We start from the raw sequence: 15,487 nt of genomic DNA, 5'->3' as shown, positions 1-15,487 counted from the left end.
TAGTTGATTTGTCAACGGAAAAACCAACACGTCCGAAACAAGGACTTCAGAAATCGCCGGGGGCTGGCAAGCCCTCTGCACCAAAATCATCCTCAGGCGCTGCGAAGAGCAGCGCTGTTAAGCATTCCGCCCGAGAGGCGGCGCTGGATGTGCTGATTCGGGTTGAAGAGAATCAATCGTACAGCAATTTACTGCTGAATCAAGTTTTGCAGAAGCATGCGCTCGAACGAGCCGATGCAGGCTTGGCCACAGAGCTGGTTTATGGGACGATCGGACGGAGAAATACGATTGATTTCTTCATGGAGCGTTTTGTCAGCAAAGGGCTGGCGAAGCTGGAGCCCTGGGTTAGATGCTTGCTGCGGCTGAGCTTCTATCAGCTGCATTATTTGGACCGCATTCCCGACCATGCGGTCGTGAGCGAAGCGGTCAATATCGCGAAGCGCCGAGGCCATCAAGGCATCTCGGGCATGGTCAATGGCGTGCTGCGCGCGATCATTCGCAGCAAAGCTGAACTCACATTGCCGGCTGCGCTCGGCGATGTGAAGCGCATCGCGCTGGGCCACTCCCATCCGGAGTGGCTCGTGCGCCGCTGGATTCGTCAGCTCGGGGCTGAGCTGACGGAACAGATTTGTGCGGCGAACAATGAGCCGCCGCACGTGAGTATCCGCGCGAACGCGAGGCGCCGCAGCCGCCTGGAGCTGCTGGAGCTGCTCCAGGGCAGCGGCCTCAGCGCGGAAGCGTCAGAGCTGGCCCCGGCCGGCATCCTTGTGCAGGGGGCCGGGAACATGGCTCTGTCCCCTGGCTTCCAGCAGGGGGACTTCTCGATTCAAGACGAGAGCTCGATGCTCGTCGCCGAGGCTCTGGATCCGCGTCCAGGCATGATGGTGCTGGACTGCTGCGCCGCCCCTGGCGGCAAGACCGCGCACATCGCCGAGAAGATGGACGATGTGGGCAAGATTTGGGCTTGTGATCTGCATGAGCACAAGCAGAAGCTGATCGCCGATCAAGCAGAGCGTCTGGGACTGTCGTCCATTCAGACGCTGGTGATGGATGCGGCGAAGCTGGACGAGCACTTTGCGGCGGAGTCGTTCGACCGCATCCTGCTGGATGCACCCTGTTCAGGACTCGGGGTCATTCGCCGCAAGCCGGATCTCAAGTGGGCGAAGCAGGAAGCGGAGATCGATGCGATTAGCGAGCTACAGCACGGTATCTTAAGTCGCGTGCACCGGCTGCTGAAGCCGGGCGGCGTGCTGGTCTACAGCACGTGTACCATCGAGCACGCCGAAAACGCGGGCATGGTCGAGCGATTCCTCGCCGAGCACAGCGAATTCGAACTCGATCCGCTTCCTGCGGATCGTTTCGCGAGCATAGATCCGGTGGCTGCCGCAACCGGCATGGTGCAAATTTTGCCCCAGCAGTTCCACTCGGATGGTTTTTTCATCGCGCGGCTGCGTAAGCGGGCTTAGCCGGGGAGTTCATTTCCAGCGGAACCACAGACTGGCGGGCCAGACGAATTAGGCTGCCAAAGGCATCTCCGGCAGATGAGGATGTGTGTTCGTGCCCGCTTTGTGATAAAATACATGAGATTAGTAAAAAAATAGACCAAATAACAACAGGTTGTGATAAATATGATTAGTAAAGCAAGTGAGAATGCGAAACCGTTTGTGTATGATTTGAATTGGGATGAGTGGCAGGTTTGGGTGAAGGAGAATGGGGAATCCGCGTTTCGGGCGGGTCAAATTTTTGATTGGCTGTATATCAAACGGGTATTCAGCTTTGATGAGATGTCCAATTTGCCGAAAACGCTGCGCGACAAGCTTAAGGATCAGTTTGAATTCGTTACGCTGACCGAGATTGCCAAATATGAATCCCAGGATGGTACGGTCAAGTTTTTATTTGAGTTGGAAGACAAGAATGCGATTGAAACGGTTGTCATGAAGCACAACTACGGCAACAGTATCTGCGTCACTACGCAGGTGGGTTGTCGTGTAGGTTGTACATTTTGCGCCTCCACGCTGGGCGGTCTCAAAAGGGATTTGAGGCCTGGTGAGATCGTGGCTCAAGTTGTCAAAGCGCAGAAGCTGCTGGACGAGACGCAGGAGCGGATTTCTTCCATCGTTATTATGGGGATTGGCGAGCCTTTTGAGAATTATGAAGCTACGATGAATTTCTTGCGCGTCATGATTCACCCTAAGGGATTGAACATTGGACAACGTCATATTACGGTATCGACAAGCGGGATTGTGCCGAATATTTACAAATTCGCTGATGAAAACTTGCAAGTGAATTTGGCGATTTCGATTCATGCGCCGAACGATAAGCTTCGTTCCAAGCTGATGCCAGTCAACCGTAGATTCCCGTTCGTCGATTTGATCGAGGCTTGTAAGTATTACATTGCCAAAACCGGCAGACGGATTACGTTTGAATATGCCCTCATGGGGGAAGTGAATGACCAACCTGAACATGCTGAGGAGCTTGCGCTGGTATTGAAGGATATGCCGCTTAGCCACGTAAACCTGATTCCGGTGAATTTCGTAGCTGAACGGGATTTCAAACGTACGCCTAGGGATGATATTTTCACCTTTCAGCGTATTCTTGAGAAGGGCAAAATTAATGCCACCATACGCCGCGAACAAGGCAGTGATATTGCAGCTGCTTGCGGACAATTGCGCGCGAAGCATATGGAGAGCAAGTAATGAGGTGAAATCCGGATGAAGATGGTAAGCCGTACGGATATCGGTAAAGTCCGTTTAGTGAATGAGGATCGCGCTACGATACAACATGAGCTCGGTGGCCTTTCTTTGGCTATTGTTGCCGATGGTATGGGGGGACATCAAGCTGGCGATATCGCTAGCCAAATGGCCATCGATATGATTCAAGCGCAGCTGCAGTCGATCCATTGGGGAATGCCCGTTGAAGCTTGCAAGCAGGTGCTTAAGGAAGCCATCGAGCATGCAAATGAGAAGATTTACGAATTTGCCTCGGGGCAAGAAAATTATCACGGGATGGGAACGACAGTCGTTGCTGTTATTGCTTCGCAGGAGCTTATTATTATCGGGCACATCGGCGATAGCCGCGCTTACAAAATAACGGATGACGCGATCACGCAGCTGACGGAAGATCATTCTTTGGTGTATGAGCTTGTGAAGAACGGGCAGATTACGATGGAAGAGGCGGACCATCATCCTAGGCGGAATTGGATTACCCGAGCACTGGGTACAGAACCCGGTGTGGAGGTAGATCTCTATGAATACGCCTGGCGGCCAGGAGAAACCATTCTGATTTGCAGCGATGGTCTGAGCGGTTTGGTCGATGCCAATGAGATTCAGCGAATCGTCAAATCGCATGCCAACTTAGAAGAGGCGGCAGAACATTTGATTCAAAGTGCACTGGATGAAGGCGGAGACGACAATGTAACGGTTGTTTTACTTGCGCATGATCAAGATTCGGACGAAAAAAGGGGTGATGAGAATTGATCGGTAGAAAGCTTGGAGGCCGCTATGAGATCTTGGAGCGCATCGGCGGAGGCGGCATGGCTTTGGTCTACAAAGGGCATGATTTGCTATTAAATCGCAAAGTGGCTGTGAAGGTGCTGCGCCAGCAGTATGTGCATGACGAAGAGTTTATTCGTCGTTTTCGCAGAGAAGCTCAAGCAGCCGCTTCCCTTTCTCATCCTAATGTCGTCAGTATTTATGATGTGGGACAAGAAGAAGACGTGCATTACATTGTGATGGAATACATAGAAGGCAAGACTTTAAATGATTTAATTAAGGAAAAAGCTCCGCTTCAGGTGGAAGACGCTGTTCATTTCGCGAGTCAAATCGCAGACGCGCTTGACCACGCCCACCATAATGAAATCATTCACCGAGATATTAAGCCGCACAATATTCTGATCGGCAAAAACGGCCGCATTAAGGTGACTGACTTCGGTATCGCCCGCGCTGCTACATCTTCCACCATTACACAAACCGGATCGGTTGTCGGTTCTGTGCATTATTTCTCACCGGAACATGCTAAAGGGACGAATACGGGGGAGAAATCCGACTTGTATTCGCTCGGGATTGTGATGTATCAAATGTTGACGGCCAAGCTGCCTTTTCTCGGGGAAAGTCCGATTTCCGTAGCGCTCAAGCATTTGCAAGAAGATGTGGAAGAGCCGCGCAAGGTGAACCCGCTCATCCCGCAAAGCGTCGAGAACATTATTCTCAAGGCGATGCGCAAAAAGCCCGAAGAACGCTACCGATCCGCGAAACTCATGATGGAGGACCTGGATACCTGTTTGAATCCGGATCGCCGCAATGAGGCGAAGATCGCTTTCTGGGATGCCTATGGGATGGACGAAGAGCGCACGCTGGTGATGCCGGCTATTCGCGCCGATCAGTTGGTCCAGTCGTTCGATGATGATGAACCGGAGAAGCCGGAGAAGTCATCCTGGCGTGAAGAGCCAGTTCCTGCCAAAGGCAAAGGCTGGGTTAAGCCGTTAATCTGGATCGTCGTCCTGCTCATGGTGCTTGGCGCGATGTGGTACATGGTGGGGTATGTCAAAGGAATGTTCGCGGTGGAAACCGTCGAAGTGCCGAATGTGATTAACAAACCGCTGATTCAGGCGCAGGCGGAACTAACGGCGGTCAGGCTTGGTTCCACTGTTGAGTATGACACTGACAGCAAACTTGCCAAAGATATTGTTATTCGTCAAGAGCCTAGCGGCATGAAAATGAACGTAGGCACCAAGGTAACCCTGTACGTCAGCAAAGGCGTTCCCAAAATCAAGATGGAGAACTACGCTGGGCAGCCGCTCAAGGATGCTAAGTTGAAGCTGAAGGCTCTGGGGATCAATGATGATCAGATTACGATCACCCAAGAGACGACCGAGGATGCTCCAGGTACAATTTTGAAACAAACGCCGCTTGTTGGGGAAGAATTTGAACTGGAGAAAGCAGCCATTGCATTTGTCGTCAGCAAAGCCAAGGAAACGTTCAAGATGCCTGATCTTATCGGCATGACGGAAGCGGAAGCGAAGGCGCAGATTGCGAAGCTGAATCTGAAGCTCCCTGTGAATGGCATTACGCGCGAGAAAAGCTATAAAGTCGCCAAAGGCAAGGTCATTCAACAGTTTCCTTTTACCAAAAATCAGGATGTCTCTGTCGGTGCCGAAATTTCTCTGGTGATCAGCGATGGTTTGCCGGAAGATGCCGGTCAATTAACAGTTAGCATTCCTGTGAAGCCGACGACAGAAGGCAAGGATTCCGAGTTCAAAATTGTCGTCAGTGACGCTCAGTATGAGAATTTCGAATACAAAACAGAAAAAGTGTCCAAAGCGCAAAATCTGGACGTGAAAGTCATTGTTTCTCCAGATAAGAAAGCCGTTATTTTGATCAAAGAAGGCGATAGTCTGGTGAACTCTATCACGCGCACATATCAAGATTATTTGGATCAAAAGAGTGGGAAAACGGCATCGCCGAGCCCTACGGTATCGCCTTCCGCCTCGCCCAAACAAAATAATAGCGGGCCGGCAATCCCGGTTGGCAACAATGGAAATGGGCAAGGTCAAGCAGGCGGTACTGCCTCTAAACCACCTACTGGAGGCACAAATTAATGCCGCAAGGAACGATTATCAAAGCTTTGAGCGGTTACTACTATGTTCTGCCCGAAGGGGCGGAACTGGTAGCAGCCAATACGATTACTTGCCGGGGCCGAGGCGTTTTCAAGAACAGAAACATCACTCCGCTTGTAGGAGATCGCGTGTCGTATGAAGAGACAGAGAATGGGGAAGGCACCGTTACGGAGATCCATCCCCGTACTTCGGAATTGATTCGTCCTCCGATCGCCAATGTGAATCTGGTTGTGCTCGTTTTTTCGGTGACAGAGCCCGTTCTGAATTTGCAATTGCTGGACAAGTTTCTCGTTCACATTGAGAATACGGGGATTGACGTGTTGTTGTGTTTTACCAAAAGCGATCTATTGACAGCAGATCCCGACGCTTCCGGCGCCAAGGAAATGACGGTTGCGGAATTAGACCGGATTACCAAGCTGTATGAGGGAATTGGCTACACGGTACAAAAGACGAGTTCGAAGCTGCAAGAGGGCGTGGAATCGATTCTGCAGCATCTCGATGGCGCGGTCAGCGTGTTTGCCGGTCAGTCGGGTGTTGGCAAGTCTTCGTTGTTAAATGAGATGATCAGCGGTCTGAATTTGGAGACGAATGCGATTTCTCAGCGATTGGGCCGAGGCAAGCATACAACCAGGCATGTGGAACTGCTCCCTTTAAACAATGGAGGCCTTGTCGCGGATACGCCGGGATTCAGCCAACTGGATTTCATGGAAGTGGAAGCGGATGGCCTGGGCGATTGCTTCAGAGAATTCGCCGCAATCGCCGAAGGCTGCAGATTTAGAGGCTGCATGCATCTGCATGAGCCGGATTGCAAGGTTCGTGATGCCGTGGCTGAAGGAACGATTGCTGCTTCTCGTTATGATCATTACTTATTATTTTTAACAGAAATCAAGGATCGGAAGAGGAGGTATTAGGACGAATGGTTTATGTAGCACCTTCTATTTTGTCAGCTAATTTCGCTAAGCTCGGGGACGAGATTCAAGATGCGGAGCGGGGCGGAGCTGATTGGATTCATGTCGATGTCATGGATGGCCATTTTGTGCCGAATATTACGATTGGTCCATTGGTTGTCGATGCGATACGTCCGATTACGAAGCTGCCGCTTGACGTGCATTTGATGATCGAGCAGCCGGATCGCTATATTCCGGATTTCGTTAAAGCGGGTGCCGATTTGATCTCGGTTCATGTGGAAGCTTGCACGCATCTGCATCGGACCCTTCATCTCATCAAGCAAAGCGGCGTGAAGGCTGGAGTTGTATTGAATCCGGCTACGCCGATTTCGCTGATTGAACACGTGCTTGATGAAGAGTTGGATCTGGTTCTGATTATGACGGTGAATCCAGGTTTCGGGGGACAAGCGTTCATCCCGGGGATGCTGAATAAAATTCGTGCGTTGCGAGAGCAAGCGAATGCTAAGGGGCTGCACAAGCTTCATATCGAAGTGGACGGCGGGATTAATGAAGCAACAGCCCGTCAGGTGACGGAGGCTGGAGCGGATGTGCTGGTCGCTGGCAATGCGGTGTTCGGGCAAACTGATCGTGCCGATGCTATCCGGCGAATTCGCGGGTAGAGGGGAGCGGGGACGATGAGATTTCTCTGGTTAGTCATGTACAGCGTACTTTGCGCTATTCTGTTGACTTGTTTTTCGAATATCCACTCGGTCACGAAGTATATCTTCTCGCTCGGTACCTTGTATGTCGGGATACGCTTTTTTCGCCAGTTTGAACAAATTGGATTTCGGATCTGGTTTATCGTTCTGACGATACTTTTATATTTTATTTTCAGTATTTGTGTTGCGCTTTACACACAGCTGGGCATAACGCCATCTTAGATGCATACATATAGTTACAAGAGTGAAGCACTCTTGTAGCTTTTTTTGCTTTCTGGCAGCGAATTTACGGGAGAAAGTAAATTAGAGGGTACTTTTTTACGACCCTGGCATATACTGTTGTAACGATGCTAAGGAGCAGTCATGCAAACAGTGTAGCTTACAAGGCAAGATTTTTCAGAAAAGCGCTAGATCCATGCTCACGAAGTCAGTTTTCTGACGAAAACGCTTAGCCAATGCTCACCATGTCAGTTTTCTGACGAAAACTCTAAGGAGGGGTAGAGAATGAAGTTCTACACAATCAAGCTACCAAGATTTTTGGGTGGATTCGTGAAGGCCGTACTTAATACGTTCAGCAAAAATTAGCAGCCCATACTTAGGCTATTCCCCCAGAAAAGCAAAAAAAGCACCGATAAGGTGCTTTTTGTTTTTGTCGAAAGTGTAAGTATCAGAAGCTTGCAATTAAACGCGAGCGACTTTACCGGATTTCAACGCACGAGTACTTACGTAAACTCGTTTTGGTTTACCATCAACGAGGATGCGAACCTTTTGAACGTTAACTCCCCAAGTACGCTTGTTTTTATTGTTAGCGTGGGACACGTGATTACCTGAACCTGGACTTTTACCTGTAATGAAACATTTGCGGGACATGTTTGACACCTCCTTCGGCAGTATACAAAGCAGCCTGGGTGGCAAGCCTAAGCTTGACATGACAGCTTTCCTCAAATTTAGACTTTGCTTCTTGTAATTCATGTTATAACCAGCAAAAACACACTTAGATATAATAGCATAGCAAAAGGAGGCTAGTCAACGAATTACCTGCTTTTTTGCCGTTTATTTATTAAGTATGTTATAGTACAATGAAGATTAGTCCACATTCCTTATACATAGTTGGGCAGATTTGTACATGCAAGGCGGGAATGGGAATTACAAAAGTTAATCTTGCTTAATGGGAAATTTGAAGGAGTTGTTTAGATGATGCCAATTGAACTCACAACCGAGTATGGAAAAGTGTACATTACCAATGAAGTGATTTCAACCCTGGCGGGTTCCGCTGCGCTAGACTGTTATGGACTTGTTGGCATGGCAACTAGAAAGCAATTGAAAGACGGGATAGCCGAGCTGCTGGGCCGGGACAATTTAAGCCGCGGTGTCGAAGTTCGTCGTGAGAACGGGCGACTCGAGATTGATCTTTATATTATTGTCAGCTATGGAACCAAAATATCCGTAGTTGCAGGTAACGTCCAAACAAAAGTTAAATATATTTTGAATGAAGTCGTAGGGCTTCATGTGGACGATGTGAATATTTTTGTTCAAGGCGTTCGAGTAGCTAAATAAAAGCCCGTAACCAGGAAGGGGAATCACTTTGAGTAAGCGCTTTATTTCAATAAATGGAAATGACTTCACTGCCATGGTCTTGGCGGGTGCAGATAACCTGCGCAGAAATGTAGACAAGGTTAATGGACTGAACGTTTTCCCTGTACCCGATGGAGATACCGGCACCAACATGAATTTAACCCTCACGGCAGGTTGTGAGGAACTGAAGAAGAAGCCATCCTCTCATATTGGGAAAGCAGCTGATGCATTGTCCAAAGGGTTACTGATGGGCGCCAGAGGCAACTCGGGGGTTATTCTGTCACAGTTGTTTCGCGGATTCGCGAAGCACGTGCATGATCTTGAGCATGTAAATGTACAGCAATTTGCAGCCGCGCTGCAGCAAGGTGTAGAAACAGCCTACAAAGCGGTTGTGAAGCCTGTAGAAGGCACGATTTTGACCGTATCCAAAGAAGCAGCCAAGCACGCTGTGCTGTATCGCCGTGGAGGCGATATTCTGGATCTCATGCAAGAGGTTCTGAGCAAAGCGAAGGAAGCGCTCGCCAGAACGCCTGAGCAGCTTGCTGTGCTCAAACAAGTGGGTGTGGTAGATGCAGGCGGTCAGGGACTTGTATGCGTCTACGAAGGCTTCGTGACGTCGCTGAGCGGCGGTCTGATTCAGGTAGAGGATGACTATGCGACGATGGATACGAGATTGGGTGCCGGTTCCCTCGTTCCAGGCATGAATTTGGCCAAGGAAGTGCATGCGCATCTTCCTGCGCAAGCTCATTTGGCTACGGAAGATATCGAATTCGGCTATTGTACGGAATTCATGCTGACGATTACGCCAGGCAAGGTCAAAGGGATGACCTTCCATGAAGGAACTTTCCGCGATCAACTGAGCAAGTTGGGAGATTCGCTGCTCGTTGTTGCCGATGATGAGTTGGTGAAGGTGCATATTCACGCGGAATATCCAGGTGAAGTCATGAACCAAGCGATGAATTACGGCGCCCTGAGCCGTATCAAAATTGAAAATATGCGCGATCAGCATTCACATATATTAGAAGATTTAGCAGACGGGTACGAGGCGCCGCCTTCGGTGACTGCTGAAACCAGAGGACCAGCTGCGCCAAGCAAAACGTATGGCTTCGTTGCGGTAGCTCTGGGGGACGGGATTACGGATATTCTGTCCAGCGTTGGTGTTGATGTTGTGTTGTCCGGCGGACAAACCATGAATCCGAGTACAGAGGATATTGTGAATGCCGTGAACAGCATTGATGCAGAAACCATCTATGTGCTGCCGAACAATTCCAATATTATATTGGCGGCGCAGCAGGCTGTGGAGTTGGTGGACAACAAGACATTGGTTGTGATCCCGTCCAAATCGATTCCGCAAGGCTTGGCCGCGATCTTGGCTTTCCAAGAGAAGGCGGACGCCCATACGAATACGGAAGCGATGAATGATTCACTGAAACGTGTCAAATCGGGTCAAGTTACGTATGCCGTGCGGGATACGAACATGGATGGCATAGAGATCAAAGAGGGGCATTTTATCGGCATTCAAGACGGCCGGATTGTGTCGTCCCAGCCGAGTCTTATGGACGCTTGCAAGAAGCTGCTGGAAGAAATGATTGAGGAAGGCAGCGAAATCGTCACGATTCTCACGGGAGAAGATGCCCAGGAGGAAGAGACGGAGGAGCTGGAGGCCTTCATTCAGACGATGTACCCGGATATGGAAGTTGAGCTTCATCCAGGTGGACAGCCTTTGTACGCGTACCTGTTCTCCGTTGAGTAACGATTGCATAGGCAGTGGACCAAATGCGAGAAATGGAGTGAGCCCGGTTGACTAACATTCGTATCGTAACGGACAGTACAGCAGACATTCCTTTGGCACTGAGGCAGGAGCTTCAGATTGCGATGGTGCCTCTGAAGATTCATTTTGGCGATGAGCAATATTTGGATACGGTGACGCTGCAGTCCGAGGAATTTTATCCTAAGCTGGTTTCGTCGCCTCATTTTCCTCGAACGTCACAGCCCTCCCCGGCCGAGTTTCTGACTGTTTATCAAAGCTTGCTGGAGGAGCCGGATACGGAGATTATCTCGATCCATCTGGCTTCTGTGCTGAGCGGAACGTACCAATCCGCTTTGCTGGCCTCCACGATGCTGGAGGATACACCTGGCAAGGTGCATGTGGTGGATTCCCGCTCTGCTTCCTATGGAATCGGCGCGCTGGTCGTAGCTGCTGCAAGGGCGGCTAGAGAAGGGAAAAGTGCAGCGGAAATTTTGGCGCTTGTCCAAACGATGAGAGAGAACTTTTACATTTATTTTCTTGTGGATACGCTGGAATTTCTGCAAAAAGGCGGCCGAATCGGCAAAGCCTCCGCACTGTTCGGTTCATTATTAAATATTAAGCCGATCCTTTCCTTGGATCGCGAGGGTGAAGTAGCGGCCATTGATAAGGTGCGCGGTCACAAAAAAGCAATTGCACGCATTCTGGAGCTGCTGGCTGCGGATATTCCGAGCCGCAGCATTCGCAGCATGCACATTGCTCATGCCAACAATAGGGAAGGCGCGGAGCTGCTGCGAGAAGCGATCATGCAGCAATTCGCTGTGGAGCATGTGGACTACATTACTTTAGGTCCGGTGATTGGCGCACATGCAGGTCCTGGCACTATTGCAGCCTTCGTCAGTACGGTGTAAGCATATGGATTTAAATCAAATTGCAGTACGCGAAGTCCATGGTGTTGGCGCTCAGAAGGCACTTGAGCTAAACGCCATGGGCGTTTTTACGGTTATGGATTTACTGGAATATGTGCCGTTCCGGTATGAGGATTACACGGTCCGTGATTTGGCGAGCGTGAAGGACGGCGATCGCGTCACCGTGAAGGGGTATATCATCGGCGAGCCGGTGCTGCAGCGTTACAGCGGCAAGTCCCGATTATCCTGCAAGGTGATGGTCGATGAGTTCCTGCTGACGGCGGTGTGGTTCAACCGCCACTTCTTGAAGGACCGCTTGCGGCCGCAGCAGGAGATTATCCTCACTGGCAAGTGGGACGCGAGGCGCAGGCAAATGAGCGTGTCCGATTCAGAGTTTCCCGGACAAGGGGATTCGAATACCGGCACGATCCAGCCGGTTTATTCGGTTGCGGGCTCGATTACGCAGAAGTGGATGCGCAAGATCATTGCGCAGGCGCTGACACAGTACAGCGCCATGATCAGTGAAGTGCTGCCGGAGAGCCTGACCGGCAGGTACGGCTTTATGCCGCGCAGCAAGGCGCTGGCGGTCATCCACACGCCGAGCGGCGTGGAGGAAGGCAAGCAGGCGCGCAGGCGCATGGTCTATGAGGAGCTGTTCCTGTTCCAGCTCAAGCTGCAGGCTTACCGCGCCGTGACGCGCAACCGGGCGGACGGGCTTAAGCAGCAGGTGGACTTGCCTGCTGTCCGCGCCTTCGTGCGCGCGCTGCCCTTCCAGCTAACGGAGTCGCAGAAGAAGGTCGTCGCTGAGCTCCTGCATGACATGCAGGAGCCTTACAGCATGAACCGACTGCTGCAGGGCGATGTCGGCGCAGGCAAGACGATCGTCGCGGCCATAGGCCTCTACGCGACGGTGAAGGCCGGCTACCAAGGCGCGCTGATGGTGCCGACGGAGATCCTGGCTGAGCAGCACAAGCGCTCGCTGACCAGCTTGTTCGAGCCCTACGGGCTTCAGGTGGCGCTGCTGACCGGCAGCTCGACCGATCGCCAGCGGCGGGATCTGCTCGCTTCCTTGCAGATGGGCCTGATCGACGTGCTCATCGGCACGCACGCGCTCATCCAAGAGGATGTCCTCTTCCGCCAGCTGGGTCTGGTCGTGACGGATGAACAGCATCGCTTCGGGGTGAACCAGCGCAGCATTCTGCGGCGCAAGGGGATGCAGCCCGATGTGCTGACGATGACGGCGACGCCGATTCCGCGCACGCTGGCGATTACCGCCTTCGGCGACATGGATGTGTCGACGCTGCGCGAGCTGCCGAAGGGGCGCAAGCCGATCAAGACGTACGCGGTGCAGCATGCGATGCTGGAACGCGTACTGGGCTTTATCCAGCGCGAGGTGGCCGCAGGCCGGCAGGCGTATGTGATTTGTCCGCTCATCGAAGAGTCGGACAAGCTCGACGTGCAGAATGCGATCGACGTCCACATTCAGCTGCAGCAGCACTTCCCGCAGATGCGGATCGGCCTGCTGCACGGCCGGATGAGCGCGCAGGAGAAGGAAGCGATCATGCGCGCGTTCAAGGAAGGGACCGTGGAGGCGCTCGTCTCCACCACGGTCATCGAGGTTGGCGTGGACGTGCCGAACGCCACGCTGATGGTCATCTACGACGCCGACCGCTTCGGCCTGTCGCAGCTGCATCAGCTGCGCGGGCGGGTTGGCCGCGGCGAGCACCAGTCCTTCTGCGTGCTCATTGCCGACCCGAAGACGGAGGTCGGCAAGGAGCGCATGAAGGCGATGACGGAGACGACGGACGGCTTCGAGATCGCCCGCCGCGATCTGGAGCTGCGCGGGCCGGGGGACTTCTTCGGCACGAAGCAAAGCGGGCTGCCGGAGTTCCGCATCGCCGACATGATGGCGGATTTCGAAGTTATGGAAGAGGCGCGCGATGATGCGGCGGAGCTGGTGGGCGACTCGTCCTTCTGGACAGGAGCGTCTTTCCTGGCGCTGAGAGCCTATTTGGAGCGTTCGCATATTTTTGATAGCGAAGTGCTGGATTAGCAGCGAGCGTTTGGCAGCGCTTGGCCGGCAGGCAACGCTGGCCCTAATTTTTGCATGTTAGCCGTAGATATTGACCGCATGCGCGTTCGCTTTTAAGATAGATAGTAGAATCTACTATTTTTTGAAATGAAGGTGTCCCGCATTTGACTTATTTTCTTGTTTATTTATTGCTGATGAATATCATTACGTTTATAGAAATGGGACATGACAAAGGACAGGCCAAAAAAGGCGGTCGCCGCGTGCCGGAGAAACGGCTGTTTACCTTGGCTGCGCTCGGTGGCGGAATCGGCGGTTGGCTGGGGATGCGCGTATGGCGTCATAAAACCAAACATACCTCGTTTGTGATTGGTATTCCGCTGCTCGTTGTGCTCAATTGTATCTGTGTTATTCTTATTTCCATTTATATGTAAAATGTGAGGGGTTGTCTCCAAAGGTGAAAACCGGCGAGCAGCCTTTTGTTTTTTTGGATAGAGATTCCCTGTCTGCTGCTGCATCCAGCAAGATCAGCTGCTTACCCTGTATCAATGCTGGCCTAGGAAGGCTATCTGTAGCTATCTTGCAGATGTTCGCTTCCTACATGGGGATTTATCCAATGGATTTCACCATTTAACCGCGCTAAAGTTGATTTTGATTGGATAAAATTCATTCTTTCGAAGGTTTCTGATTCGAGTCAAGTTCGCCTCGCTGCATTCATATGCTAGTAGCAGGACAGCTGATCGGAGGTGGGAACATGAGCTATCAACAGTATGGCATCGATCCCGCGCTCGTGGAGCGTGTGAAGTTCAAAATGAAGAACCCAGAGATCAAGGAACGCATCAAAATGCTGCTGCAGGGCGTCACCAAGGCTGATTTGCAAAATCATGCGAAAGTTACACGTTTAATCGGGCTTGCTGCCAATATCTTAGGCGAGAAGCTGAACGGCAACCAGACGACGCAAGTCTTGGAGTTTATTATTGCGCAAAAGATTGATCCTTCCAACACCTTTCACTTAATCCGACTGTGGGCGATGTTTCGTTAAGCGAAGCAGCAGGCACGATGTACATGAACTATGCCCCATGCTCATGCACCATGAACTATGCACATGCCCCATGCACTATGCACTATGTACTATGCACCATGTATCCGAGCCGAGTCGCTCTGGTGCATGGTGTTTTTTATTATGTATCAGAACCAGTAGAATTGTTCGTTATTAGCACACGGGATGGCAATAAATTTGGTCAATTTGTGTTTCCCAAAAATGTTCTATTACATCGCACTATCGTATCCAATAAAGGTGAAGGTGGGAAACGTGGCATGCGTGTCTACCCATCTTGGGACAAGGCTACAAGCCTCCAGGCTCAAAAAACTTAGAAGTGGCAGTTAGAAAGGTTCAACGTGAATGTAATGTTATGAACAAACCAGCAAACCGTTGAGGTTTCTGGTTTTTTTTGATATAGCGCGCCTAGCCAAGCTAGGCACAACTAATTGATGAAAGTTCAATCGAGGTAAGAGCCAAGTCGCCTCGTAGCTGACAGGCAACTGGTGGAGAGATCCTAAGGCTGAAGCCCTGTGACAAAGTATCCCTGCAAGGGGAGCGAGCAAAATAGCAGGCCGTAACATGAAGTGAATCCTGCCGCGTCGTCAAAAAAGACCTGAAAAGGACAAGAGAGTGTCGAGCCTCGTGTGTTTAGGCGAAGACCATGGAATGCGTGAAGCCCTTGGAAGTGCAGCGCAGAAGAACTCTCCGGCGTAAGGGGATCGGCATGCTGGGAAAGTTGTGTCTGGAACTAGGGAGATCCTCTCTCGCACGAGTTTTTTTTTTCGTAAGGAGCAAACCTATAAGCCCGAAAGGCGAAGTGGCAAGCTGCGGGAAGGAAGTCCTGCGGGGGTCGTAGTACCGATGAAGTGAGGACAACAAAACCTCATGGAGGGAAGGGCGCCGAAAGGCAATACCCTACTTTGTTCAAGCAAGTTAAGGAGGTACGAGTGAGTGAATGCGGTTAAA

At 51.2% G+C, this 15,487-nt stretch carries 16 protein-coding genes; 15 read left to right on the top strand and 1 reads right to left on the bottom strand.

Annotated features, from left to right (window positions below; translation table 11 throughout):
* The first annotated feature begins 8 nt into the window (after positions 1-8).
* The 8 genes from rsmB to spoVM all read left to right on the top strand — a co-directional run bounded on the left by rsmB (position 9) and on the right by spoVM (position 7,805).
* Entirely contained in the window at positions 9-1,466 is a 1,458-nt protein-coding gene (gene rsmB / locus IEY34_RS30975; protein WP_189019335.1) for a 16S rRNA (cytosine(967)-C(5))-methyltransferase RsmB, read from the top strand.
* Between the two features lie 162 nt (positions 1,467-1,628).
* The gene (rlmN, locus tag IEY34_RS30970; protein WP_189019333.1) at positions 1,629-2,696 is read left to right on the top strand and encodes a dual-specificity RNA methyltransferase RlmN; all 1,068 of its coding nucleotides are present in this window, start codon (positions 1,629-1,631) and stop codon (positions 2,694-2,696) included.
* Positions 2,697-2,711: 15 nt separating this feature from the next.
* The gene (locus IEY34_RS30965) at positions 2,712-3,476 is read left to right on the top strand and encodes a Stp1/IreP family PP2C-type Ser/Thr phosphatase (RefSeq protein ID WP_189019331.1); all 765 of its coding nucleotides are present in this window, start codon (positions 2,712-2,714) and stop codon (positions 3,474-3,476) included.
* On the top strand, positions 3,473-5,596 hold the full coding sequence (gene pknB / locus IEY34_RS30960) for a Stk1 family PASTA domain-containing Ser/Thr kinase (RefSeq protein ID WP_189019329.1): 2,124 nt from the start codon (positions 3,473-3,475) through the stop codon (positions 5,594-5,596). The genes IEY34_RS30965 and pknB overlap by 4 nt, the downstream gene beginning before the upstream one ends.
* Positions 5,596-6,525 carry a ribosome small subunit-dependent GTPase A gene (rsgA, locus tag IEY34_RS30955; RefSeq protein WP_189019327.1) on the top strand — a complete coding sequence of 310 codons (930 nt, stop codon included), beginning with the start codon at positions 5,596-5,598 and terminating at the stop codon, positions 6,523-6,525. Before pknB ends, rsgA begins: the two co-directional genes overlap by 1 nt.
* A 5-nt stretch (positions 6,526-6,530) precedes the next feature.
* A complete protein-coding gene (rpe, locus tag IEY34_RS30950) occupies positions 6,531-7,181 on the top strand; it encodes a ribulose-phosphate 3-epimerase (protein ID WP_189019325.1) in 651 nt (216 codons plus the stop codon).
* A gap of 15 nt (positions 7,182-7,196) precedes the next feature.
* Positions 7,197-7,442 carry a hypothetical protein gene (locus tag IEY34_RS30945; RefSeq protein WP_189019324.1) on the top strand — a complete coding sequence of 82 codons (246 nt, stop codon included), beginning with the start codon at positions 7,197-7,199 and terminating at the stop codon, positions 7,440-7,442.
* 282 nt (positions 7,443-7,724) lie between these two features.
* Complete coding sequence (gene spoVM, locus IEY34_RS30940) at positions 7,725-7,805, top strand: stage V sporulation protein SpoVM (protein ID WP_036634233.1); 81 nt, start codon at positions 7,725-7,727, stop codon at positions 7,803-7,805.
* Between the two features lie 96 nt (positions 7,806-7,901).
* Here the strand turns inward: spoVM and rpmB are convergent, their stop codons facing one another.
* Positions 7,902-8,090, bottom strand: coding sequence for a 50S ribosomal protein L28 (gene rpmB, locus IEY34_RS30935; protein WP_090816405.1), 189 nt, complete (start codon positions 8,088-8,090; stop codon positions 7,902-7,904).
* A 327-nt stretch (positions 8,091-8,417) separates the two neighbouring features.
* On the opposite strand from rpmB, the gene IEY34_RS30930 reads away from it, so the two are divergent.
* From IEY34_RS30930 to IEY34_RS30900, 7 genes are all read left to right on the top strand, one after another.
* A complete protein-coding gene (locus IEY34_RS30930) occupies positions 8,418-8,777 on the top strand; it encodes an Asp23/Gls24 family envelope stress response protein (RefSeq protein WP_189019378.1) in 360 nt (119 codons plus the stop codon).
* 28 nt (positions 8,778-8,805) lie between these two features.
* Positions 8,806-10,548 carry a DAK2 domain-containing protein gene (gene fakA / locus IEY34_RS30925; RefSeq protein ID WP_189019322.1) on the top strand — a complete coding sequence of 581 codons (1,743 nt, stop codon included), beginning with the start codon at positions 8,806-8,808 and terminating at the stop codon, positions 10,546-10,548.
* A gap of 47 nt (positions 10,549-10,595) precedes the next feature.
* The gene (gene fakB, locus IEY34_RS30920; RefSeq protein WP_189019320.1) at positions 10,596-11,453 is read left to right on the top strand and encodes a DegV family protein; all 858 of its coding nucleotides are present in this window, start codon (positions 10,596-10,598) and stop codon (positions 11,451-11,453) included.
* 4 nt (positions 11,454-11,457) lie between these two features.
* Positions 11,458-13,503, top strand: coding sequence for an ATP-dependent DNA helicase RecG (gene recG / locus IEY34_RS30915; RefSeq protein WP_189019318.1), 2,046 nt, complete (start codon positions 11,458-11,460; stop codon positions 13,501-13,503).
* Positions 13,504-13,646: 143 nt separating this feature from the next.
* On the top strand, positions 13,647-13,913 hold the full coding sequence (locus IEY34_RS30910; protein ID WP_229757918.1) for a DUF1294 domain-containing protein: 267 nt from the start codon (positions 13,647-13,649) through the stop codon (positions 13,911-13,913).
* A 320-nt stretch (positions 13,914-14,233) separates the two neighbouring features.
* The gene (locus IEY34_RS30905) at positions 14,234-14,521 is read left to right on the top strand and encodes a stage VI sporulation protein F (RefSeq protein WP_189019316.1); all 288 of its coding nucleotides are present in this window, start codon (positions 14,234-14,236) and stop codon (positions 14,519-14,521) included.
* Positions 14,522-14,538: 17 nt separating this feature from the next.
* A complete protein-coding gene (locus IEY34_RS30900) occupies positions 14,539-14,853 on the top strand; it encodes a MepB family protein (RefSeq protein ID WP_189019315.1) in 315 nt (104 codons plus the stop codon).
* The last annotated feature ends 634 nt before the right edge of the window (positions 14,854-15,487 follow it).

Source organism: Paenibacillus marchantiophytorum, assembly GCF_014640555.1.
GTDB lineage: Bacteria > Bacillota > Bacilli > Paenibacillales > NBRC-103111 > Paenibacillus_E > Paenibacillus_E marchantiophytorum.
This window is presented reverse-complemented; position numbering and strand designations above follow the sequence as displayed.